Source organism: Streptomyces sp. NPDC090077, assembly GCF_044747545.1.
Classification (GTDB): domain Bacteria; phylum Actinomycetota; class Actinomycetes; order Streptomycetales; family Streptomycetaceae; genus Streptomyces.
This window is the reverse complement of record NZ_JBIVEG010000002.1, coordinates 150,236-170,712: the sequence shown is the minus strand read 5'-3', so window position 1 is coordinate 170,712 and position 20,477 is coordinate 150,236. Positions and strand designations below refer to the sequence as shown.

Genomic DNA, 20,477 nt, shown 5'->3' with positions numbered 1-20,477 from the left:
CCGCGCGGCCCCGGGGTTTGGGGGGGGGGGGGGGTTCGGGCGGGGGGGGGGGGGGCCCCCCGCGGGGCCCCCCCCCCCGGGGGGGCCCCCCCCCCCGGCGGGCTATGAGCGGCTGCCACGGTTGTGGCAGCATCGGCACCGCGGCTGCCGCTCCGGGGGCAGCGCCTCCCCGCGCGTGCCGGGGTGCTCCGTCCTGCCGCGACTTCGGGAGACCAGCCGGTGACAGCAGCCTTCTCCGCATCCGCCGCGACCGCCCCGCAACCGGCCGACTCCGCCGAGCGGATCGCCGACCTGGGGGCCAAGCTCGGCCGGAGCCGCGAAGAGGTGCTGGTCCCGCAGGAGCTGCACCTCGCCTCCGGGGTCCCGCTCGACGTCGTACGGGCCCTCCTCCAGGGGCGCCCGGCCGGCGAGCCGGACATCCACGAGCGGTTCCGGCAGCGGCTGGACCTCCTCCACGGGACCTTCCTCAAGGACAACGGCCGCCGGTTCTCGCACGGCGAGATCGCCCGGCAGAGCGGCATCTCCCGGCAGCAGGTGCAGGCCCTGCTCGGCGGGGACCGCCGCCCGACGATGGACCACTGCGCCCGGCTGGAGCGCTTCTTCGGGCGGCCGGCGGGCTTCCTCCAGTCCGAGGACACCGAGGCACTGGGCTGTGCGCTGGCCGCCGTCGAGAAGGCGCTGCTCCAGGAGTACCAGGAGCACAGCGAACGCGGCCTGGCGAAGGGCCTGGCCGGCGCCGGCCGGCCGAGCCTGTACGAGCGGCACGGCGTCGACGGCATCGCCCTGCGCGCGGCCCTGCTGCCCGACCAGGGGCGCACCAGGCTGCTGGAGTGGCTCGACAACTACATGGACGAGCGTGCGGCCGAGGCGGAGCAGGGCCCGGCCGGCGACGCGCGCTGACCGGGCGCGGGCCGATGGGGCATGAGGAAACAGGGGCATTGGGGAGAAGCGTGTTCAAGCAGCGGGACGTCGTCCGGCAGTCCGTCGGCGCCCTCGTGGTACGCGAGGACGCGACCGGAGACCACCAGCCGGAGCCCGGGCACCGCCGCCGGTCCGCGGGGGAGTCGAGATGAACAACGTCTACTACTACTTCCCCGCCGCACTCCTGCTCGTCTCCTTCGCGATGAGGCTGCCGGGCCTCGTACGCCACTGGCGCGACCCCCTGGTCCGCTCGGTGGGCGTCGTGATCCCCGTCGGCGCCGTGGTGTTCTTCTGCGCCGCACCGCTGACGGTCTCCCAGGTGAACCGGCTCACCGGCGTCGCCAACTTCTCGGCACCGCTGGTCTTCGCGCTGGTCACGGCCGGGAGCGCCAGCGTGATCATCCTGATGCTGACGTGGCGGGGCGGACCGGAGCAACAGCGCCGCAGGGCCACCCGCTGGTGCGCCGGTGTCTACGGGGCGGTCATCGTCGCGCTGCTCACGCTGTTCGCGCTCGGGGACGCCCCCGACGAACGCCTGCTGGACTTCGACACGTACTACGCCACCGCGCCGTTCCTGCGCGAGATGATCGTCCTCTACGTCCTGGGGCACGCGGTGGCGACCGTCGTGCTGTCGGTGCTGTGCCGGCGCTGGGCGCGCGAGGTCGGCGGCCTGCTGCGCGCCGGGCTCGTCCTCATCGTCGCCGGGGGAGTCCTGAACCTGGGCTACGCCGTGCTCAAGCTCCTCGCGGTCGGCGCCCGCTGGACGGGCCACGACTGGGACGCCGTCAGCACCACCGTCGCCCCTTCCCTGGCCGCCCTCGCCTCCCTGCTCCAGTGCGTCGGGTTCGCCCTGCCCGCCGTCGGCCAGGGCCTCGTGGGGTGGTGGCGCCGGAGGGACCGCTACCGGCGGCTCGGCCCGCTGTGGGAGGCCATGCGCGAGGTCATCCCGTACGAGCTGGTGCGCATACCGTGGTGGTCCTCGCTGAGCAGGCGCCACCTGCGGCGCACCTGCGACATCCGGGACGGCCTGCGGCTCCTGGCCCCCTACCTGGAACTGGGCGCGGGGCCGGACGGCCGGACGCCGGAGAAGGGCCCCGGCGCGCTCACGCCGCAGGCGGCGGCCCGGGCGGCGCTGGTCATCGCCGCGTTCGACTCCCTGCGCACCCAACAGGGCGGCGGCAGCCTCAAGTCCCTGACCGAGAGCGACGAGGGGCTCGCGCGGTTCTCCGACGCGGTGCACGCCGCATCGCTGCTCGACGGAGCCGACCGGCGGCGGTCGGCGCAGCCCGCGCAGGTGCCGCCGGTCCCTGTCGTCCCGCAGGTCCCGCCCGTGGTCCCCGCCCCCGGGGACGTGCCGCCGGCCCGCTCCGGCCGGGCCGAGTGACCCGCCCCTCCCGGCGGGCCGGGGCGCGCGCCGTCGTCATCGGCGGCGGCCTCGCCGGGATGCTCGCCGCCGCCGCCCTGCGCGGCGCGGTCGACGAGGTCCTCGTCGTCGAGAACGACCGCTTGCCCGACGGGCCGCTGCCCCGCAAGGGGCTCCCCCAGGCCCGGCACGCCCACATGCTCTGGAGCGGTGGAGCCCGCGCCGCCGAGGCCCTGCTGCCCGGGATCACCGAGCGCTGGCTGGCCGCCGGGGCCAACCGCATCCCGGTCCCGACCGGCATGGTCGCGCTCAGCGGGCAGGGCTGGTTCAGGCGCTGGGACCGCGAGACCCACATGCACGCACAACTCCCGCCGCTACTACGAGCGGGTGCGGGACTGGCCCGAGCGCTTCGTCGTCCTGGGCGACGCCCTCGCCGCGTTCAACCCCGTGTACGGGCACGGCATGTCGGTCGCCGCGCAGTCCGCCGCCGTGCTGCGGACGGGGGCCCGGACCCGCGGCGTGGACGCCCCCCACCTCGCCCGGCAGGTCCAGCGGGCCATGGCGAAGCGGGTCGACGCCGCCTGGGACCTGGCCACGGGGCAGGACATCTTCTACCCCGGGGTGCGGGGCGGCACCCCGAACCGCCGGGACCGGGTCCTGGCCCGCTACGTGGACCGCCTGGTGGCGACCAGCTGCGGCAGCTTCTCCATGGTCGAGGACCTCACCGACGTCACCTCCCTCCAGACCCCGCTCGCCACGCTGGCCAGGCCGCGCGTCCTGCTGGGAGCCGTACGGGGCCCCCGCCGCCCGCCCCTGACCGGCCCGCCGCTGACGGCCCGCGAACTGGCCCTCGTCCACGCCCCGGAGCGGGGGTGAGGGCGGAGAAGCCCGTTGCGGCCCGGCGGCGGAGGGTGTTGGCTCTGGATCATGGTCGGCGACCGTGCCGGCCACGTGACCAGGGGGGAACCACCACATGCGCAAGCACCGAGTCCGCATCACCGCGGCGGCCGTCGCGGCGTCGGGCCTGATCGCCGGGATCGCGCTCGCGACCGGCATGGCCCAGGCCGACCCCACGACGCCGGACCCGATACCGAGCCAGAGCCCCGGTCCCGGCCCCAGCCCCACGTGCGCGTCACCGACTTCGGCCCCGACCCCGCCTCCGACCCTCGCGCCGACCCCGACCTCGGCCCCGAGCACCGCTCCGACCCGCACGCCGGCCCCGTCGTACGCGCCGACTCCGGCCGCCTCGGTTCCGACCCCCACGGCGGTCCCGACGTACGCGCCCGCGCCGGCCTCGGTCCCGGCGTACGCGCCGACCCCGGCCCCGACGCCTCCGCCCACGGCGGCCCCCGCCTCCGCACCGGCCCCGACGTCGGTACCGCCTTTGTCCCCAGCCCCCACGTGCACGCCGGCCCCGGCCTCCACCCCCGCGCCGACGGCGAGCCCGTCCGCCTCCGCGCCGACCCGCGGGCCGGTTCCGACGCAGGCCCCCACCCGCGTACCGCCGACGTCCGCCCCTCCGTCAGCGGGGTAGCGCGGGCCGCGCAAGCCCCTGATCGGGTGCCGGGCGGCGCCGACCACTCGAACGTGTGGGTTCAAAAGCGGGCGGGCAGGCGGCTGCTGACCGGCACGCCGGGTCCGCATTCACGTTCGAGGGGTTCGCCCGTCCGGGGCCGTTACGGGCGCGGAACCGGGGCGTTCTTGGAGCACCAGTGCCAACCGGCCGCCCAGATGGAGGACACCGTGCATCCCGGACCCGCACCCGCCCCCTGCCGCCCCGGATTCGAACAGCGGCGGCGGACCTCCCCCGCCGCCCGCCCCGCCCGTCCGCAGCCGTCCGGCATCCGCGCGCACCGCGCCGTACGAGCGGACACGAGGTGGGCGGCATGACCGAGCCCACCGTCCCGGGCCCGCGGTCCGCACCGCCGTCCCCGCCCCCGTCCCTGCCGCTGCCTCCCGCGACGGTGCCCGCCGGGCCCGAGGACGGCGACGTGACCGACGGCCTGGAGGAGGCGTACTGGTCCGTCCACGACGGCGCCGCCGCGAGCGCCACCGTGCGCCAGGTGCTCGCCCGCCTCCCCCGGATCACCGCCCTCATCGGCCGCCTCGCCTGGGGGGCGGACCGCCGGGCCACCCTCGCGGCCGTCCTCTGCCAACTGGCCTCCGCGGCCATGACGGCCTTCGGCCTGATCGCCTCCGTCCGGGTCCTCCAGCAGCTGTTCGCGGAAGGCCCGACCCCCGACCGGGTCCGCGCCGCCGTCCCCGAGATCCTCCTCGTGGCGGGCTTCCTCTCCGCCCGCGCGCTGCTGGAAGCGGCCGTGGCGGTGGCCCAGGCACGCGTCACGCCGAAGATCCGCACCGCGCTGGAATGCGAGTTCCTCCACCTCACCGCGCACGTGCGCCTCGAAGCCGTCGAGGACGCCGACTGGCACGACGAGGTCCACCGCGCCAACGACCGCGGGCTGTTCTACGCCCGCATGATCGTGGGCCAGGTCGTCTCCCTCGCCGCCGCGGCCCTCTCCCTCCTCGGCACCGCCGGCGTGCTCGGCGTCCTCCACCCGCTCCTCCTGCCCCTGTTGCTGCTGTCCGTCCTGCCCGTGGGCTTCGCCGCCGTGAGCAGCGCACGGGCCCGGTTCCGCTCCTTCAAGCGGTGGAACGCCCTGCAACGCCGCGTCCGCGTCTTCTCGTGGCTGCTGCTCGACGTGGACGCGGCCGCGGAGCTGCGCTCCGACACCGCCCAGGGCGCCCTGCTCGCCGAACACCGCCGCCTCACCACGAGGATCGCCGAGGAGGACACCCGCCTCGGCGTGAGCTCCGCCCTGCTGGGCCTCGCCGGGCGGGCCGTGGGCGGGACCGGCACCGGCATCACCTACGCGGCCCTGGCCGCCATGCTGGTCGCCGGCTGGCTGCCCCTGGCCGCGGGCGCCGGCGCGGTCCTGGCCATCCAGGCCGGGCAGTCCTCCCTCACCCGGCTCATCGAGGTCGCCCACCTCGTCTACGAACACGCCCTCTGGGTCGACGACCTGCTCGCCGTCCAGGAACGCAGCCGCCGCCTCCTGCCCCGCACCTCCGACGTGCGGGCACCGGACCGGGTGGCGGAGATCGCCGTCCGGGACGTCCACTTCACCTACCCCGGCAAGGACGCGCCCGCCCTGAACGGCGTCTCCTTCACCCTCCGGGCCGGGGAGACGGTGGCGTTCGTCGGCCTCAACGGGTCCGGGAAGTCCACCTGCGCCAAGCTCCTGGCCGGCCTGTACGAGGCCCAGTGCGGCAGCGTGAGCTGGGACGGCGTCGACGTGCGCGAGATGGACGCCCGGTCCGTCCACGAGCGGGTCGCCTGCGTGCTCCAGGACCCCGTCCGGTTCCCCTTCAGCGCCCTGTCGAACATCACCGCCGGCGCCGGCACCCTCACCGAGGCCGACCCCCGGCGCGCCATGGCCGCCGCCCGGGCCGCGGGCGCGGACGTCGTCGTCGCCGCGCTGCCGGGCCAGTGGAAGGCGCTGCTGTCGAAGCGGTTCAAGGGCGGTCAGCAGCTCTCGGGCGGGCAGTGGGCGAAGATCGCGGTGGGGCGGGGCCTCTACCAGGAGGCGGTGCTGCTGCTCCTGGACGAGCCGACGGCGAGCATGGACCCGCCGTCCGAGCACGCCGTGTACGAGGCGGTGCTGCGCGGCCGGCTGCACCCGGACCAGATCACGGTGCTGATCTCCCACCGCCTGGCCAGCGTCGTCGACTGCGACCGGATCCTCGTCTTCGACGCGGGCCGCATCACCGAGTCTGGTTCCCACGAGGAGCTGATGGCCCTGGACGGCGAGTACGCCGCCATGTTCACCCTCCAGGCCAGCGGCTACCGCACCACGGAAACGGGGGCCTGACCGACCCCGGCCGGCCGACCGCTCCCGGTCGGCCGGCCGCTGACCGCACGCTCCTGCACGGATACCCTGGCCGGAGCCCTACCGGGAGGACACCGTGATCACACGAGACTGGCCGCAGATGAGCCGCGAGGCCTTCGAAGCCATCGCGGAAGCCGCCGCACGGCACGACGTCAAGCTCGAACTCGTCAACGGAGAACTGGGAGTCAAGCCCGTGCCCGACGGCGACCACGGCGAGATCATCATGTGGCTGCTGGAACACTGCCTGCGGCAGCGCCCCGACCTGCGCCTGTACCCGGAGCAGGGCCTGCGCGTGGAGGCGTACGGGAACGGCAACGCCCGCCCGGACGGCGTCCTCGCCCCCAAGGGCTACTTCGCGGGCCAGGGGGAGTGGGCGGCCGCGGACGGCGTCGTCATGGTCCTCGAAGTCACCTCGTACGACGCGAGGACCGACCGGCGCGACCGCCAGGACAAGCCGCGCGCGTACGCGGAACAGGAGATCCCGGTCTACCTCCTCGTCGACCGCGACAACGGCTCCCTGGTCCTGCACGCCGACCCGGTCAACGGCAGGTACCACACCCAGACGTTCTTCTTCGGCGACACCGTCCGCATCCCCGCACCGGTGGACATCACCCTGGACGACACGGACATCCTCAAGAACCACGTCCGCTGAGCCCGGCCGGGTCCCTAGGGTTCGAACTTCGTGACGGTGAGGCTGATCATGCTGTCCCCCTCCTGGAGGGCGGAGATGGCGTCCGAGCCCATGGCGGCGAGGAGCAGTTTCCAGTCGCCTTTCTGGTACCGCAGGACGCTGTCGCTCGCGGGGACCTTCTGCCACCCGAGGCGTTCCAGCTCCGGGCCGACGGCGGCCAGGGCCGGCCCGGCCTCCGGGGTCTTGACGGTCCCCATCCAGTCGAACATGTCCGGCCGCTTCGTCCCGTTGCGGGTCGTGGTGGACCCGCCCGACGACGGGTCGATGCCGGCCTTGCGGAGTGCGGCCACGACGTCCGCCTCGACGGTGTCACGCGTCGCCCCGGCGGCCGGGGGCGTGTGCGGGGCGGATGCGGAGGGGGCGGCGCCGGCAGGGGAGTCGTCCTTCGGTCCGGCGGATCCGCAACCGGTCAGGACGGCGGCCGCCGTGAGCACCGCCAGGCCGTGCCTGGTCAGCAGTCCGGTGCCTCTGTGCATGGTGTGCTCCCCCCGAAAATGATCAACACGAGAGTGTCGCACCGGGAGCGGCGGGGGGCACGTGTTTTTCAGCCGCCCTCAGGCCCGGCCCGGCGGCCGCTCCGCGTCGCCGAGGAGCCGTGTCGCGGCGGCTTCGAGTGCGGCGCGGGCCACCCGTCGGCATTCCAGCGGTGCGCACACCTCGAAGGGAAGCCCGCGGACCTCGCCGGACAGGAGCACCTGGAGGTACTCGGGCCCGCCCGTTTCCGCACGGCCCAACAGCACTTCCACGGTGAGCAGGGTTCCGTCCGCGAACCGCTGCGACCCGCTCTGCGGTTCACCGTCGAGCAGCAGGAACTCCTCCTCGTACCGCCCTGCGGGCGCGGGCGCCAGCAGCCACCGCGCGAACCCGGCGGCCAGTGGCGCGCCGCCGGGCAGGGGCGTGCGCCCGATGAAGCAGGCGTCGAGGGACCAGCCGCCGTCCGGATCCCGGCCGACCGCGAGCCACATGTCGTCGGCGGGCACGCCCGGGTGGTGGCTCCCGCGCCAGCCGAACCGGAACCCGGCCTCCTCGCGCCCCGCGGACACCATCGCCCGACCCCTTCCTGCGCCTATGCGGCGGTCGCCCTCTCCGCGTCCACTTCGGCGAAGAAGGCTTCGGCGACGGCCCGGCCGCGCTCGCCGTCCGTGAGCGGCTCGCCCAGGATACGGCCGGCCAGTTCGGTGGCCAGGCCGAGCACATCCTCGCGGAGTTCGGCCTCGGCGACGGTCCGGTCCGCCGCGAGCCGTACGGAGGCGCCCCCGACCAGTTCCTCACGCGCCCGCTGCCCTTCCGCGCGGACGGCGGCGAGCAGCGCCGCACCCTCTTCCAGGGCGGTCTGGCGGATCCGGGCGGCTTCGTGCCGGGCGGCGGTCAACTCGGCCTGGTACACGGCCAGTACGCGCTGAGCTTCCAGTGTCGTCTCCTCGGCCAGCCCCAGCATGCCCTCGGTGGCCTCCTCACGCGCTGCGAGCGTCTTCGCGATGCGGGGGAGGAGGACCTTCAGCATGACGGTGAAGACCGCCAGGAAACAGATCAGGGCGAACAAGAGGTCGATGAGGTTCGGCTTCAAGGGTCCCATGATCGGATCATATGTGCGCAACTGGCTTTCTGTGCGGGCATTTTGCCAGCGGCCCGTTCCGGCGGCCCGTTCCGGCCGGCCGTCGATGCCGAGCGGTGCGGGCCGCTGTCGGTGCTGGGTGAGAGGATCCGTCCATGCCGCTGCCCCAGCCCGATGACCTGACCTCACTGGTCGTACGTACCCACTTCGGCGACGAGGGGGCCTGGGACGCCGTCCGGGCCGCGCTCGACGCCGCCGGTGGCGCGTACTCCAACGCCACCTACGTCAGCGACCCCCGCTTCACCGACGTGGACGTCCCGGTGCTGCTGGCCGAGGAGGCCGCTGCGGAGGAGGACGAGCTGGTCGTCCACCTGTTCCTGGCGGACGCGACGACGATGGCGGATCCGGCGCGCCCGCTCCTGGCCGTGGACCTCTGGGAGGAGCCCGGGCGGACGTTCAGGGTGCCGGCCCGGTGGTTCCCCGACGTGTCCGCGAACCTCAGCATCGCGAACATGGACTTCGCGGAGTTCGCGGACGCCGCCGACGGGTCGGGGACCTTCCGCGGCTTCGGCGAGGAGTGATGCCCGGTCCGGCCGTGCCCGCGCCCCTGCCCGCCGGATGGACGGTCGAGCGGCTCCGCGCGCTGTCGGGGGACCGGACCGCCGCCCCGCTCACCCTCGACCGGCTCGTGGTCGTCGAGGAACACGGCCGGGACGACTACGAGGTCCTCCGGCCGGAGGCGATCCTCGGGTTCCACGACCTGTGCCTCGTGCTCGACGGCGGCGAGTGGTTCATGGGGCAGCTCGACACCGACGGATCGGTCGTCTGCTGGGCCTCCTACGGCAGCGACCTGGGCGAGGCCGTCCGCGGTCTGTGAGCCGCCCGCCCGTCAGCTCCGCACGGCACCGGTCAGCGGGGACAGCAGCTGCCAGCCCATCGTCTCGTACAGGGCCCGGCCCTCCGGGGTCGCGACCAGTACGCCCTCCGTGGCGCCCTCGGCGGCAGCGGCGTCGGCGAGGGCGCGCATCATGACGCGGCCCAGGCCGCGGCGCTGGTGGGCGGGGTCGGTCTCCACCTGGTCGACGACGAAGGCGCTGCCGGTGAGGCCGGCCTGGCCGCGGGCGGCGAAGGCGCCGTCGGCGGTGCGGACCAGGACGCGGGCGACGCCGCCCCGGGTCCAGGTGTCCAGCCGGTAGCCGTCGGCGATCCGCGGGGCGGGCCCGGTCCGGGCGGTGTGCGGCGGGGCGGCCATCAGGAAGCCGGCGCCGCCGGCCAGGGACCAGCCGGGGCCGAGCCAGGAGGCGAACTGCTCCGGCTCCGCGGGCGCCTTGAGCCAGGTGCCGGGTGCGGCCGGGCCCCCGGTGATCCGGCGGACGGCCGCCTCGTCGGCGGCCGGCAGCACGTGGCGCACGACGTGCCCGGGGAGCCCGACGTCGATGCTGAAGCCGCCGGGCGTCGGGACGGGCTCGGCCGCGCCGCGGGACACGGTCCAGCCGTGGATCCACGTCCGTACGGCCCCGGCCGTGTCGTGGTCGTGGGTGCTCATCAGGTGCGTCCCCTCGTGGAGCGGGTGATCGTTCCGGCGCAGCCCAGCCTGCCCTTGTTGCGAGCGATGTGCAATAAGGGCGAGGGCTGGAGGTGCTGTGTGTCAGGCCACCTCCACGCCGTCCAGTTCGGCGAAGTACGCGCCCTTGGAGAGGCGGAGCGTGTTCCAGCCCTCCCGCAGGGCGACGGTGGTCTCCGTCGTCGCCCACTCGTCCCAGCCGGTGTGCCGGTAGTGGACGGTGCCCGCGGGGCTGCCGTTGACCGTCAGGCCGTGCGTGGCCTCCGCCGGGGATCCCGTGCCGTCCCGGGAGCCGTTGCCGAACCACACCGACAGCCGGTGTTCCCCCGCCGAGGCGGCGAAGACCGTGAACTCCACGTGGCTGTCGGCGTGGTCGATGCCGCCGACCGCCCTGCCGTCCGAGGCGGACGGTGCGTCGCGGACCGCGGCGTGGTGCACGAGGGCGTGCTCCGCCTGGTAGACGACCTTGCTGCCGCGCACCACGGGGTAGCCGTTCGCGAAGCCCAGGTCGGCGGCGTACATCACCCGCCGGCGCGGGTCGTCGCGCCAGCCGTGGAAGACGATGCGGTCGCGGCCGTCGGGGCCGGTCACCACGTCCTGCCCGCCGGGGCCGCGGACCGTCCCCGAGAGGGTCTCCGTCGTCATCAGCGGCCTGGCCGCCTTGGTGTACGGGCCGGTCAGGGCCGGCGCCACCGCGTAGCTCGTGCGGTACCGGTCGCCGCCGTAGTCGTCGGCCGAGTAGAACAGCACGTAGTGGCCCGCGCGCCTGACCAGGGTGGGGGCTTCGACCAGGTCGCCGTCCTGGAGGGGGTCCTGCCTGATCAGCCCGACCGGGTCGCCGGTGGTACGGGTGCCGTCCCACGAGACGGGCTGCAGGTACAGCCAGGTGTCCCGGCCGCAGCAGTTGCCGTCGTTCTTCCACAGCAGGTAGCGCTGTCCGCCCTCGGTGTAGGAGGAGGCGTCGATGGCGCCGCCCTGCTCGGCCGGGCACACCAGCGGGCCGTCCCCGACCGGCCGGAACGGTCCGTCCGGCGACGGCGACAGCGCGACGCCGATGCACTGCCGGTCGCTCGCCCGGTCGCGCGCGGTGTAGTGCAGGGTGAAGCCGTCGCCGTTGTCGTACACCTCCGGCGCCCACACCAGGTCGCGCCGGGGCACCGCCCACGCGCCGAGGACGGGCAGGACGTCGCCGGTGTCGGCCTTCCACCGTGTGAGGTCGCGGGAGGTGGCGTGCTGGACGTTCTTGCCGTCGCCGTTGGTGGCGTACGCGTGGTACGTGCCGCCGACCTTCACGACGTCCGGGTCGGCGAACTCCCGGTCGAGCACCGGGGCGGCCACGGCCTGGCCGAGGGCCAGGGCCAGGGCGGCGGCGACCGCGCCGAGTGCGAGGCAGCGGAGGGGGCGGAGGGGGCGGGGCGGCGGCACGGGGGCTCCGATCCCGCGCGACCGGGTCCGTAACGGCCGGGTCCGTACGGCCGGCCGGTCGCGCGGCGTCGTCGATGTCGGGTGGTTCCGACTGCCCAACGCGTCAGAGAGCTCCGGGTTGCACCCGCCGGCCCGCTAGCGGGCCGTCAGGCCCAGGAACTTCGCCGGAGCCAGGTCGAGGAACTTCGACATCCCGGTGGCGAGGGCGGCCGCCTCCGGGCCGTCGGGGTCGCCCGCCAGGCTGCGGAACGTCAGCTCCAGGGCCCGGTCGCCGTGCCGCACCAGCAGGGTCGTGATCCGGGCCTGCTGCCCGGGCGCACCGGCCAGCATCGTGCGCATCAGGGCCTCGTCGCCGAACCGCTGCTCCACCTTGAGCGGCTCGCCCGGGTCGTCGGCCGGGTCCACCACCTGGATGGTGATCTCCTCGTCGCCGATGCTCATCGTCCACGAGGCGCACTCGGTGTACACGCGCCGCATGTCGGCCATCCAGGCCGCGGCCGCACCGGGCACCCGCTCCGAGACGCCCTCGTCGACGACTATCGAGGAGTCGGCGTTCATGAACGAGGTCCTGGCCTCCCGAGCGGCCTTGTCGCCGAAGGCCCGGTTCAGCACGGCCGTGAGTTCCGGCGTCGCGGCGGTCATCGGCGGCGGGTCCTCGTCGGACGAGGGGGATGCCAGCTCGGTGAAGTCGTCGAGGCCGGCCGCGGGCAGTTCCGCCGCCGCGACCAGCAGCTGCGCGAGGTCCGCGAGGGAAGCGTCGTCCCGTGTGCTCACAAGTTGCCTTTCGTCCAGGGGTGTTGGGTCGGTCGGGTTGGTGCGTGGTGGCGTCACCGTAGCCCGCCGCGCCGCCGGGACGATCGCGGATCCGCGCAGTGTTTGAAGTCGCGGCCCGAGCGGGTGCCGCCCGCTCGGGCCGTAACGTCGGGTCAGGCCGGGTCAGGTCAGGAGACGGTGATGAACTTGGCGGTGCTCGGCACCCCCTGGGCGTCCAGGGCGAAGAGCATGTAGGTGCCGGGCAGGACCACGCCCTTGTCGGCGGGGACGGACACCGTGTACGTGCCGGCCCCCGCCGGAGCGGACACCAGCGGGACCCGCCGCTGGTCGTTGTCCGTGGAGTGGGTCGCGGCCGCGGCCCGCATCAGGACGAACGAGGCCACCTGCCCCTCGGCGGTGACGGTCAGCGAGCTGCCGGCCGCCGCCCGGGGCGGTACGCCGCCGGTGATGACGGGACGCGGCTTGGCCGAGCCGTCCGCGTTGAGCAGGTACGGCGGGGTGAACACCGCTCCGTCGGCGTGGTTGGTGGCGCAGTCGCCGCACAGGCCGCCACCGCCGGAGAAGACCCGCCCGTCGGGCAGCAGGTTCGCCACGCTGTGGTAGTTGCGCGGGACGGCCATGCTGGAGAGCGGGGTGAAGGTCCCGGTCGCCGGGTCCCACAGCTCGGGGGTCAGCACGGACGTGGCGTCGCTGAACGGCACCGGGTACGCCTGCCCCCCGAACACGGCGACCTTGCCGTCGGGCAGGACGACGCTGTTGCCGAACGCGCGGGCGTGGGCCATGTCGCCGGTGCGCGCGGCCTGGACCCGGTCGCCGTCGATGCTCACGGTGTACGCGCGCCGGGTGGCGGGCGTCTTCTCGTACGCGGGCGAGCCGCCCAGGGTGAGCAGCTTGCCGATGTCGTACGCGACGGCGTTGCCGGTCATGGCGTCCTGGCTGTCGGCCCGGGGGCCGGCGGAGGTGATGCCGCCGTTCCCGCCGGTGGTGATCCAGTTCATCTGCTTGCTCGGGCCCAGCTGGAGCACCTTGCCGCCCGAGGTGGCGTGCAGCCACATGTGGTTGTCGGCCCGGTAGGCGCCGGCCGGGTCGGCCGTCAGCGCCGCGGAGGCGGGGACTCCGGGGAGCCTGCGCCAGGTGCGGGTGTCCGGGGACCAGACCTCGCCGGCCTTGTCGCCCGCGGCCCCGCTCCAGGAGCCGCCGAGGACGAAGGCCTCGCCGGTGGAGAGCAGGGTCATGGCCTGGTAGCCGCGGGCGATGTTCATGCTGGTGGTCGCGGACCAGGTGTCGGCGGCCGGGTCGTAGATGCTCGCCTTCTCCGCGTTGCTGCCGCCGGTGACCAGCACCCGGCCGTCGGCGAGCATCGCTATGCCCGGGCAGAACATGTCGTGGCCGGTGTTGTCGATGCGGCGCTGGGTGACCTTCCCGGTCTTCAGGTCCAGGATCGCGGTCTGGGTGTAGCCGTTGCTGCCGCCGAAGCGGTCGACCGCGTACGCCGACCAGGCCAGGAGTTTGTCGCCCGGCAGGACGGCGGTGGCCACCGGCACCAGCGGGAAGCCGGTGATCCGGTCCCAGGAGCCGTGGGCGGCCGGGTTCGCCGGTCCGCTCAGGCGTATCTCGGCGGCGGAGGTCCAGGGTCCGCGGTTGCCGGCTTCGCCGGTCACGGTCAGGCGTATGTAGCGGGCGTTCTCGGTGCGGGTGAAGGTGGCGGTCTTGACGGTGTCGTCGTCGCGCCAGGTGCCCGCGGAGACCGGGGTGCCGAAGGTGGTGCCGTCGGTGCTGGTGGTGACGGTGTACGCGCCCGCGCGCCCGTTGGGGCCGTCGTTGCGGGGCTGGTAGACGAGGGCGGAGACGGCCGCCGTGCGGTGCATGTCGACGGTGATGCTGTGCGGCAGCGGGGCCGGGGTGCCCGTCCACTTGCTGTGCCAGAGGGTGGCGGCGTCCCCGTCGAGGACGTTGGCCGCGCGGCCGCTCTCCCCGGTGGTCTCCTCGTCGCTCGCCGTCGCCGTCCATCCGGTCCGGGGCAGGTCGACGGTGGCGGCGGGGGTGCCGGGGTCGCCGAGCAGGTTGAGTTCGGCGGCCGAGGTCCACGGGCCGCGGTTGCCCGCCTCGGTGGCGGCGGTGAGCCGGACGAACCGGGCGCCCTGCGGGGCGAATCCGAGGGTCTTGGCACTGGCGTCGTCCGCGAGGGTGCCGGTGGCGACCGGACTGCCCCAGTTCTGCCCGTCGGCGCTCACGCTGATGCTGTACTCGCCGACGCGCCCGTTGGGGCCGTTGGTGCGGGGCTGGTAGACGAGGGCCGAGACCACCGCCGTGCGGTGCATGTCGACGGTGATGCTGTGCGGCAGCGGGGCCGGGGTGCCCGTCCACTTGCTGTGCCAGAGGGTGGCCGTGCTGCCGTCGAGGACGTTGGCCGCGCGGCCGTTCTCGCCGGACGTCTCCTCGTCGCTCGCCGTCGCCGTCCAGCCGGTCCGGTCGAGGACGGGGGCCGTCGGTTCCATGGCGTTCGCCGGGGCCACGCCGTGGTGCGGCGACGCCTTGGCCGTCTGCTGGTCGAGGGCTCCGGGTGCCGGCCGGGGCGCCGGGCTCGCGATGCCGAGCCAGGGGGTGATCCCGACGAGCAGCGAGCCGAGGGCGAAGGCGATGAGCAGGTGGGGGCGGCGTAACGCCCGGGTGAGGATGCGGACGCGTCTGGGCTGCAAGATCGGACCTCCTGGGCCGGCCGTGGAACGTCAACGGTGAACCGTGAAGCGTGAACCTGAACCGTGAACCGTGAACCGATGAGTGCCCCTAGAACATAGGTCAGGGCAGATCAACTCGACCGTCGAACAGAGGAGTTGGCGCGAATGCGCGCCGCGGTGCGCACCGGCGCCACCTTCGAGTGGTGTCGCACACATCCGGTACGCGCGGATTCCAAGGCGTGGGCGGGAGGTGGCACTTCGATCCCCAGGACGAAACGGGACGGCCGACCCGGTTTCCCGGGGATGCGGGTCCCGGCGCGACGCACCCGGGACGGAAACCACGGGGCCGTTGTCGGAGGCGGGTGGCACCATCTGGGCCGTTGGTGCCATCGGCTACAGGGGGTAGGCATGGAGAGCACGACGACGTACGCATGGCCGCGCGGCGCGGAGGCGGCGGACGCCGAGGCGCTGGAGCGCTGGCTGGCCGGCCACGGCTGGGAGGTCGACCCGACGGTGTTCATGGCCGGCGGGCTGGGCCCGGCCGTCCAGGTCCGGCCGATCGGGTCCGGGCCCGAGGGCGAGGGCGCGCCGGACGGCGAGGCCGGGCCGGCGGGCGAGGCCTGGCCGCAGGGGGGCGAGGCCGGGCCGCAGGGTGGGGCCTGGCCGGACGGCGAGGCCGGGCTGCTGATCCTGCCGGGCGAGACGGTGGAGTTCGCCGGGGCGCGGATGCGGATCGCCCGCCCCGCCCCGGCGTACGCGGGCTGACGGCCGGGGCCGGCCCCGGATCCCGGCCGTCCCGCCGGATCCGCAGGGCCGGCCCCGCCCGTCACACCCGTACCCCGGCCCGGGTCAGCCCGCCGTGCGGGCCATCCACGCCTCGACCTCGTCCGCCGAGCGCGGCAGGCCCGCCGAGAGGTTCTCGTTGCCGTCGGCCGTCACCAGCAGGTCGTCCTCGATCCGGACGCCGATGCCGCGCCACTCCTCGGGCACCGTCAGGTCGTCCGGCTGGAAGTACAGGCCCGGCTCCACCGTGAGCACCATGCCCGGCTCCAGCACGCCGTCGACGTACTCCTCGTTGCGGGCCTCGGCGCAGTCGTGGACGTCCAGCCCGAGCATGTGGCCGGTGCCGGCCATGGTGAAGCGGCGCTGGAGGCCGAGCTCGTAGGCGCGGTCCGCCGGGCCCTCGATGAAGCCCCACTCGACGAGCTTCTCCGCCAGGTACCGCTGGGCCGCCACGTGGAAGTCGCGGTACGCGGCCCCCGGCTTCACGGCGGCGATGCCCGCCTCCTGGGCCTCGTACACGGCGTCGTACACCGTGCGCTGCACGGGCGTGAACGTGCCGCCGATCGGCAGGGTGCGGGTGACGTCGGCGCTGTAGAGGGAGTGCGTCTCCACGCCGGCGTCGAGCAGGAGCAGCTCGCCGGGGCGCACCGGGCCGTCGTTGTCGGTCCAGTGCATGATCGTGGCGTGCTCGCCCGCGGCGCAGATCGAGCCGTAGCCCACGGCGTTGCCCTCCAGCCGCGCGCGGCGGAAGAAGGTGCCCTCGATCCACCGCTCGGAGGACGCGACCGCCCGCGAGAGCTCGCCGACGCAGTCGGTGAAGCCGCGGACGGTGGAGTCCACCGCCTTGCGCATCTCGCCGATCTCCCAGGCGTCCTTGACGAGCCGCAGCCCGCTCAGCGCCTCCTCCAGCTCGGCGTCCCGGTCGGCGTCGGTGGTGACCGCGGCCTCCAGCGCCGGGTCCACGCCGCGGACGATGCGGGTGGGCACGCCGGGAGCGGCGGCGAGGTCCTGCGCCGCGGTGCGCACGTCGCGGCAGGACAGCCCGAGCACCTGCTCCGACTCGGCGAGGGAGCGGCGCCGGCCCATCCACAGTTCGGCGGTGTAGCCGATCCAGAACTCGTCGGTGTCCCGGCCGTCGCGCGGCAGCTGGTAGCAGTGCGCGTCGTGGCCGCCGTCCGGGCGGGGTTCGAGGACGAGCGCGCAGTCGCGGGCCTGGTCCCCGGTCAGGTGGACGTAGCCGGTGTAGGGGCGGAACGGGTAGGTGTCGTCGTTCGAGCGGACCTTGAGGCTGCCGGAGGGGATCACCAGCCGCTCGCCGGGGAAGTGCGCGGACAGCGCCTCGCGGCGGCGGGCCGCGTACGGGGCCTGCGCGTCGAGCGGGAGGTCGTGCCGTTCGGTGTCGGCCCAGCCCGTCCTCATCAGGGCGGACAGCTCCTCGGAGATTCCCGAGTAGAGGCCGTTCTTGCGACCCTTCGCCACGTCGTTCTCCTTCTCCCTCTTCGTTCTTGCGGATGGGGTGCGCCCGCCGGGCCCGCGGCCGGGGCCGGGGAGCGGCGGCTCCCGGCGGACGGTACTGCGGTACGGCGGGCCCGGGAGGTCCGGTGGTGCCAGTGGCACCGATCGGCCACCGGCGCCCCGGCGGCCGTCGATAATGCGGTGCATGGCGAACGCGAAACTGGCCGAGGCCCTGCGGATGCTGGGCATCGGCCCCGCGGCGGGCCGCGTGTACCTGGCCCTGCTCGAACGGGCCCCCGCCCCCCTCACGGAGATCGGGGAGGCGGCCGGGCTGGACGGCGCCGGGTTCGCGGCGGCGTACGCGGAGCTGGTGGACGCCGGGCTGGCCAGCGCGGCGACGGAGGGCGCGGACGTGGTGGCGCCGGTGCCGCCCGCGGCGGGCCTGGAGATCCTCGCCCGGCACCGGGCGGCGGAGCTGGAGGGGTCGCGCATCGCCGTGGGCGGCGCGTTCGAATCGTTCCGCCGCCAGCGGCTGGCGGCGTACAACGACAACCTCGTCGAGGTGGTGACCGGCGACGCCATCGGCCCGAGGATGCGGCAGGCCTGGACCAGCGCCCGCGCGCAGATCCGCCAGCTCGACTCGCCGCCCTACTTCCCGCTGGCCGGAGCCCTCGACGACGCGCTGGGCACGCTCGCCCGCGGGGTGACGCAGCGGGTGGTCTACTCGAAGGCGTCGCTGGAGATGGCGGGGCAGCTGGAGACGGCCATCGAGCCGTGCATCGAGGCCGGCGAGCAGGCCCGGGTGGCGCCGACGGTCCCGGTCAAGCTGGTGATCATCGACGAGGCGTACGCGCTGGTGTCCCTGTCGATCAGGGAGGCGGACGTGCACAACACGATGCTGGTGGTGCAGCCGTGCGGACTGCTCTCCGCCCTTCTCGCCCTGTTCGAGCAGACCTGGCAGCAGGCCCTGCCCTTCCACGGCCGCACCACCCGCCCGGCCGGCCTGCCGCCGGCCGACCGCCGGCTGCTCCGTCTCCTCGCCGGCGGCGCGAGCGACGAGGTCATCGCCCGCGAACTCGGCATCAGCCGCCGCACCTTCTTCCGCCGGCTCCAGATCCTGATGGCCCGCCTGGGTGCGGAGAACCGCTTCCAGATGGCCCTCCAGGCCCAGCGCAGCGGCTGGCTGTGAGCGGCGGGCGCGGGCGGGCCGGCGGGCCGAACCAGTGGTGGAGTGCCTCGGGGAGTCCGTCGGGGTGGCCGTCGGGGTCGTCGTGGGCCGGGGTGTGCAGCCAGGCGGTGTGGCCGTCCGGGCGTAGGAGGAGGGCGTGGAGTCCGGGGTGGTCGGGGCAGGCCGCGGTGACGAGGTCGACCCGGTCCGCCCAGCCCGCGGCCGCCTCGCGGACGGCGTCCCCTCCGGTCAGGTCGAGCAGCAGCCCGCGTCCCGGGGCGAGCAGCGCGGCCAGGCGCGTACGGCCGTCGCCCGTGGTCAGGGCGAGGTCGGGGGCCAGCCGGCCCAGCCAGGGGTGGTCGGCCCCGGGGTGCATCCGGTAGCGCGTGTCCAGTCCGGTGACGGTCTCGGCGAAGGCCCGGTTCCCGTGGGGGTGGCCGGCGACGCGGGTCAGCAGGTCGGTGAGCGGCCCGAGCCGGTCGCCGGCCTCGGCGAGCAGCACCTGGGCCCGGGTACTGGCCAGGACGCGCGCACCGGCGGCGTGGCGTTCGGCGTGGTAGCTGCCGAGCAGGTGCGCCGGTGCGGTGCCGCGTACGGTGGCGGCCAGTTTCCAGCCGAGGTTGAAGGCGTCGTCCAGGGCGACGTTGACGCCGATCGCCCCGGCCGGCGGGTGGACGTGCGCGGCGTCCCCGGCCAGGACGACCCGGCCCCGGACGTACGCGGCCGCCTGCCGGGCGGCGTCGCCGAACCGGGTCAGCCAGCGTGCGGAGCGCAGTTCGACGTGGCGGCCGAGCGCGTCGTCCACGGCGGTCTGGAGCAGGTCCAGGGTGACCGGGGTGTCCTGGTCCGCGGGGGGCCGCCGGTCGGCGGTGATGATCCGGACGTACCCGGGGCGGGGGATGGCGAACACGGCCCCGCCGGGGCCGGCGGTCGTGCCGAACGGCAGGGCCCCGGGGTCGGCGAGCTCGACGTCGCCGAGCAGGGAGAAGCGGGTCGCCGCGGTGCCGGGGAAGTCGATGCCCGCCCGTTTGCGGACGGTGCTGCGGCCGCCGTCGCAACCGGCCAGGTACGCGGCCCGGAGGCGGTACTCGCCGTCGCCGGTGGCGAGGGTGGCGGTGACGGACTCGGCATCCTGTTCCAGGGCGCGCAGTTCGTGTCCGCGCCGGATGTCGGCCCCCAGGGCGAGGGCGTGCTCCTCCAGGATCTCCTCGACCCTGGTCTGCGGGATGCCCAGCGTGTACGGATGGCCGGTGTGCGTGCCCGTGAGGGTGAGCGTGACCGGCAGGCCGGAGAACGCGGCGTGCGGGACCTGCCGGCCCTCGCCGACCATCCGCTCCGCGAGACCGCGCCGTTCCAGCAGGTCCAGGGCGCGGGCGTTGAGGTTGAAGCCCCGGGAGAAGTCCGGGCGCCGCGCGTGCCGTTCGACGACGACGGTGTCGACGCCGGCCAGGCGCAGTTCACAGGCGAGCAACAGCCCGGCCGGGCCCGCTCCCACGATCAGCACGCCGGTCATAGGCTGCTTCCCTCCGGGTCGGTGGGGGCGGCGGAACCGGTCCAGCCCGGTGCGGCCGGTCCCGTCGGTGCGGCCCCGGGCCAGCACAGGCTGCCGTCGCGGATCTCGGCGATGGTCCGCCGCGTCCAGGCCAACTCGGCCTCCCAGGCGTGCAGCGCGCACTCGACTTCGATCATGAACAGCCGGGGGACCACGCCGGAGCCGACCGTGTCGGCCAGCACCGCGTTCGTCTCCTCGATCCGCCGGGCCAGGTGCCCCGCCCGTTCGGTCAGTGCCTCGGCCGCCCCGTCCGGGCCGAGTGCGCCGAGGTAGGACACCGCGGCCATGAACTTCGGGTACTCCGCGACGGGTACGCGCAGGAGTTCGTCGATCCAGCGGACGAACTCGCTCTGGCCCTGCCCGGTCACCGCGTACACGGTCCGCTCCGGTCGCCTGCCCTCGCGCGCCGTCTCCACGGGCTCGATCCAGCCGTGCCGGACCAGCGTCTGGACCGTGTCGTACAGCGACCCGGAGTTGACCTTGAAGCTGCTGTCCTTGTGCCGCTCCCGCAGGGTGGTCGCCATCTCGTACGGGTGCATCGGCTGCTCCTGCAGCAGGCCCAGCACGGCCAGCGCCAGGGTGTTGGAGATCTTCCGCTTCGTCATCCGTCATCACCGACCTCTCTTAGTCGGAACCGACTATACGGATCCGACTAAGA

At 74.7% G+C, this 20,477-nt stretch carries 20 protein-coding genes and 1 pseudogene; 11 read left to right on the top strand and 10 right to left on the bottom strand.

The window, feature by feature from the left end; all coding sequences use genetic code 11:
* Positions 1-219 precede the first annotated feature (219 nt).
* From ACIPW5_RS04965 to ACIPW5_RS04935, 7 genes and pseudogenes are all read left to right on the top strand, one after another.
* Complete coding sequence (locus ACIPW5_RS04965) at positions 220-900, top strand: transcriptional regulator (protein WP_401240458.1); 681 nt, start codon at positions 220-222, stop codon at positions 898-900.
* A 50-nt stretch (positions 901-950) separates the two neighbouring features.
* Entirely contained in the window at positions 951-1,073 is a 123-nt protein-coding gene (locus ACIPW5_RS04960) for a hypothetical protein (protein ID WP_401240456.1), read from the top strand.
* Positions 1,070-2,305: an MAB_1171c family putative transporter gene (locus ACIPW5_RS04955; protein WP_401240453.1), complete on the top strand. Its 1,236-nt coding sequence runs from the start codon at positions 1,070-1,072 to the stop codon at positions 2,303-2,305. The genes ACIPW5_RS04960 and ACIPW5_RS04955 overlap by 4 nt, the downstream gene beginning before the upstream one ends.
* A gap of 59 nt (positions 2,306-2,364) precedes the next feature.
* Positions 2,365-3,160 (top strand): annotated as a pseudogene (locus ACIPW5_RS04950) (hypothetical protein).
* A 249-nt stretch (positions 3,161-3,409) separates the two neighbouring features.
* A complete protein-coding gene (locus tag ACIPW5_RS04945; protein ID WP_401240451.1) occupies positions 3,410-4,174 on the top strand; it encodes a hypothetical protein in 765 nt (254 codons plus the stop codon).
* The gene (locus ACIPW5_RS04940) at positions 4,171-6,156 is read left to right on the top strand and encodes an ATP-binding cassette domain-containing protein (RefSeq protein WP_401240448.1); all 1,986 of its coding nucleotides are present in this window, start codon (positions 4,171-4,173) and stop codon (positions 6,154-6,156) included. The genes ACIPW5_RS04945 and ACIPW5_RS04940 overlap by 4 nt, the downstream gene beginning before the upstream one ends.
* A 94-nt stretch (positions 6,157-6,250) precedes the next feature.
* A complete protein-coding gene (locus ACIPW5_RS04935; protein ID WP_401240445.1) occupies positions 6,251-6,826 on the top strand; it encodes a Uma2 family endonuclease in 576 nt (191 codons plus the stop codon).
* Between the two features lie 14 nt (positions 6,827-6,840).
* On the opposite strand, the gene ACIPW5_RS04930 is transcribed toward ACIPW5_RS04935, so the two are convergent.
* The 3 genes from ACIPW5_RS04930 to ACIPW5_RS04920 form a co-directional block, all read right to left on the bottom strand.
* Complete coding sequence (locus ACIPW5_RS04930) at positions 6,841-7,341, bottom strand: hypothetical protein (RefSeq protein ID WP_401240443.1); 501 nt, start codon at positions 7,339-7,341, stop codon at positions 6,841-6,843.
* 78 nt (positions 7,342-7,419) lie between these two features.
* Positions 7,420-7,911: a hypothetical protein gene (locus tag ACIPW5_RS04925; RefSeq protein ID WP_401240441.1), complete on the bottom strand. Its 492-nt coding sequence runs from the start codon at positions 7,909-7,911 to the stop codon at positions 7,420-7,422.
* A 20-nt stretch (positions 7,912-7,931) separates the two neighbouring features.
* Entirely contained in the window at positions 7,932-8,441 is a 510-nt protein-coding gene (locus ACIPW5_RS04920) for a hypothetical protein (RefSeq protein ID WP_401240438.1), read from the bottom strand.
* Positions 8,442-8,575: 134 nt separating this feature from the next.
* Here ACIPW5_RS04920 and ACIPW5_RS04915 point away from each other — a divergent pair, with 134 nt between their 5' ends.
* Positions 8,576-9,001: a DUF6924 domain-containing protein gene (locus ACIPW5_RS04915; protein WP_401240436.1), complete on the top strand. Its 426-nt coding sequence runs from the start codon at positions 8,576-8,578 to the stop codon at positions 8,999-9,001.
* Positions 9,001-9,297 carry a hypothetical protein gene (locus tag ACIPW5_RS04910; RefSeq protein WP_401240434.1) on the top strand — a complete coding sequence of 99 codons (297 nt, stop codon included), beginning with the start codon at positions 9,001-9,003 and terminating at the stop codon, positions 9,295-9,297. Before ACIPW5_RS04915 ends, ACIPW5_RS04910 begins: the two co-directional genes overlap by 1 nt.
* A gap of 12 nt (positions 9,298-9,309) precedes the next feature.
* Here the strand turns inward: ACIPW5_RS04910 and ACIPW5_RS04905 are convergent, their stop codons facing one another.
* The 4 genes from ACIPW5_RS04905 to ACIPW5_RS04890 form a co-directional block, all read right to left on the bottom strand.
* On the bottom strand, positions 9,310-9,966 hold the full coding sequence (locus tag ACIPW5_RS04905) for a GNAT family N-acetyltransferase (RefSeq protein ID WP_401240431.1): 657 nt from the start codon (positions 9,964-9,966) through the stop codon (positions 9,310-9,312).
* A gap of 102 nt (positions 9,967-10,068) precedes the next feature.
* A complete protein-coding gene (locus ACIPW5_RS04900) occupies positions 10,069-11,409 on the bottom strand; it encodes a family 43 glycosylhydrolase (protein WP_401240428.1) in 1,341 nt (446 codons plus the stop codon).
* Positions 11,410-11,544: 135 nt separating this feature from the next.
* Complete coding sequence (locus ACIPW5_RS04895) at positions 11,545-12,183, bottom strand: hypothetical protein (RefSeq protein WP_401240427.1); 639 nt, start codon at positions 12,181-12,183, stop codon at positions 11,545-11,547.
* A 167-nt stretch (positions 12,184-12,350) separates the two neighbouring features.
* Positions 12,351-14,882 carry a discoidin domain-containing protein gene (locus ACIPW5_RS04890; protein ID WP_401240424.1) on the bottom strand — a complete coding sequence of 844 codons (2,532 nt, stop codon included), beginning with the start codon at positions 14,880-14,882 and terminating at the stop codon, positions 12,351-12,353.
* 387 nt (positions 14,883-15,269) lie between these two features.
* On the opposite strand from ACIPW5_RS04890, the gene ACIPW5_RS04885 reads away from it, so the two are divergent.
* Complete coding sequence (locus ACIPW5_RS04885) at positions 15,270-15,626, top strand: hypothetical protein (protein ID WP_401240421.1); 357 nt, start codon at positions 15,270-15,272, stop codon at positions 15,624-15,626.
* A gap of 84 nt (positions 15,627-15,710) precedes the next feature.
* Here ACIPW5_RS04885 and ACIPW5_RS04880 read toward each other — a convergent pair whose 3' ends face one another.
* Entirely contained in the window at positions 15,711-17,123 is a 1,413-nt protein-coding gene (locus ACIPW5_RS04880; protein WP_401240420.1) for an aminopeptidase P family protein, read from the bottom strand.
* A gap of 181 nt (positions 17,124-17,304) precedes the next feature.
* Between ACIPW5_RS04880 and ACIPW5_RS04875 the strand changes: the two genes are divergently transcribed.
* Positions 17,305-18,288 carry a LuxR family transcriptional regulator gene (locus ACIPW5_RS04875; RefSeq protein WP_401240417.1) on the top strand — a complete coding sequence of 328 codons (984 nt, stop codon included), beginning with the start codon at positions 17,305-17,307 and terminating at the stop codon, positions 18,286-18,288.
* Here the strand turns inward: ACIPW5_RS04875 and ACIPW5_RS04870 are convergent.
* Positions 18,182-19,780, bottom strand: coding sequence for an FAD-dependent monooxygenase (locus tag ACIPW5_RS04870; RefSeq protein WP_401240414.1), 1,599 nt, complete (start codon positions 19,778-19,780; stop codon positions 18,182-18,184). The two genes, ACIPW5_RS04875 and ACIPW5_RS04870, sit on opposite strands and share 107 nt — an antisense overlap.
* The gene (locus ACIPW5_RS04865) at positions 19,777-20,424 is read right to left on the bottom strand and encodes a PadR family transcriptional regulator (RefSeq protein WP_401240412.1); all 648 of its coding nucleotides are present in this window, start codon (positions 20,422-20,424) and stop codon (positions 19,777-19,779) included. Before ACIPW5_RS04865 ends, ACIPW5_RS04870 begins: the two co-directional genes overlap by 4 nt.
* Positions 20,425-20,477: the final 53 nt, after the last annotated feature.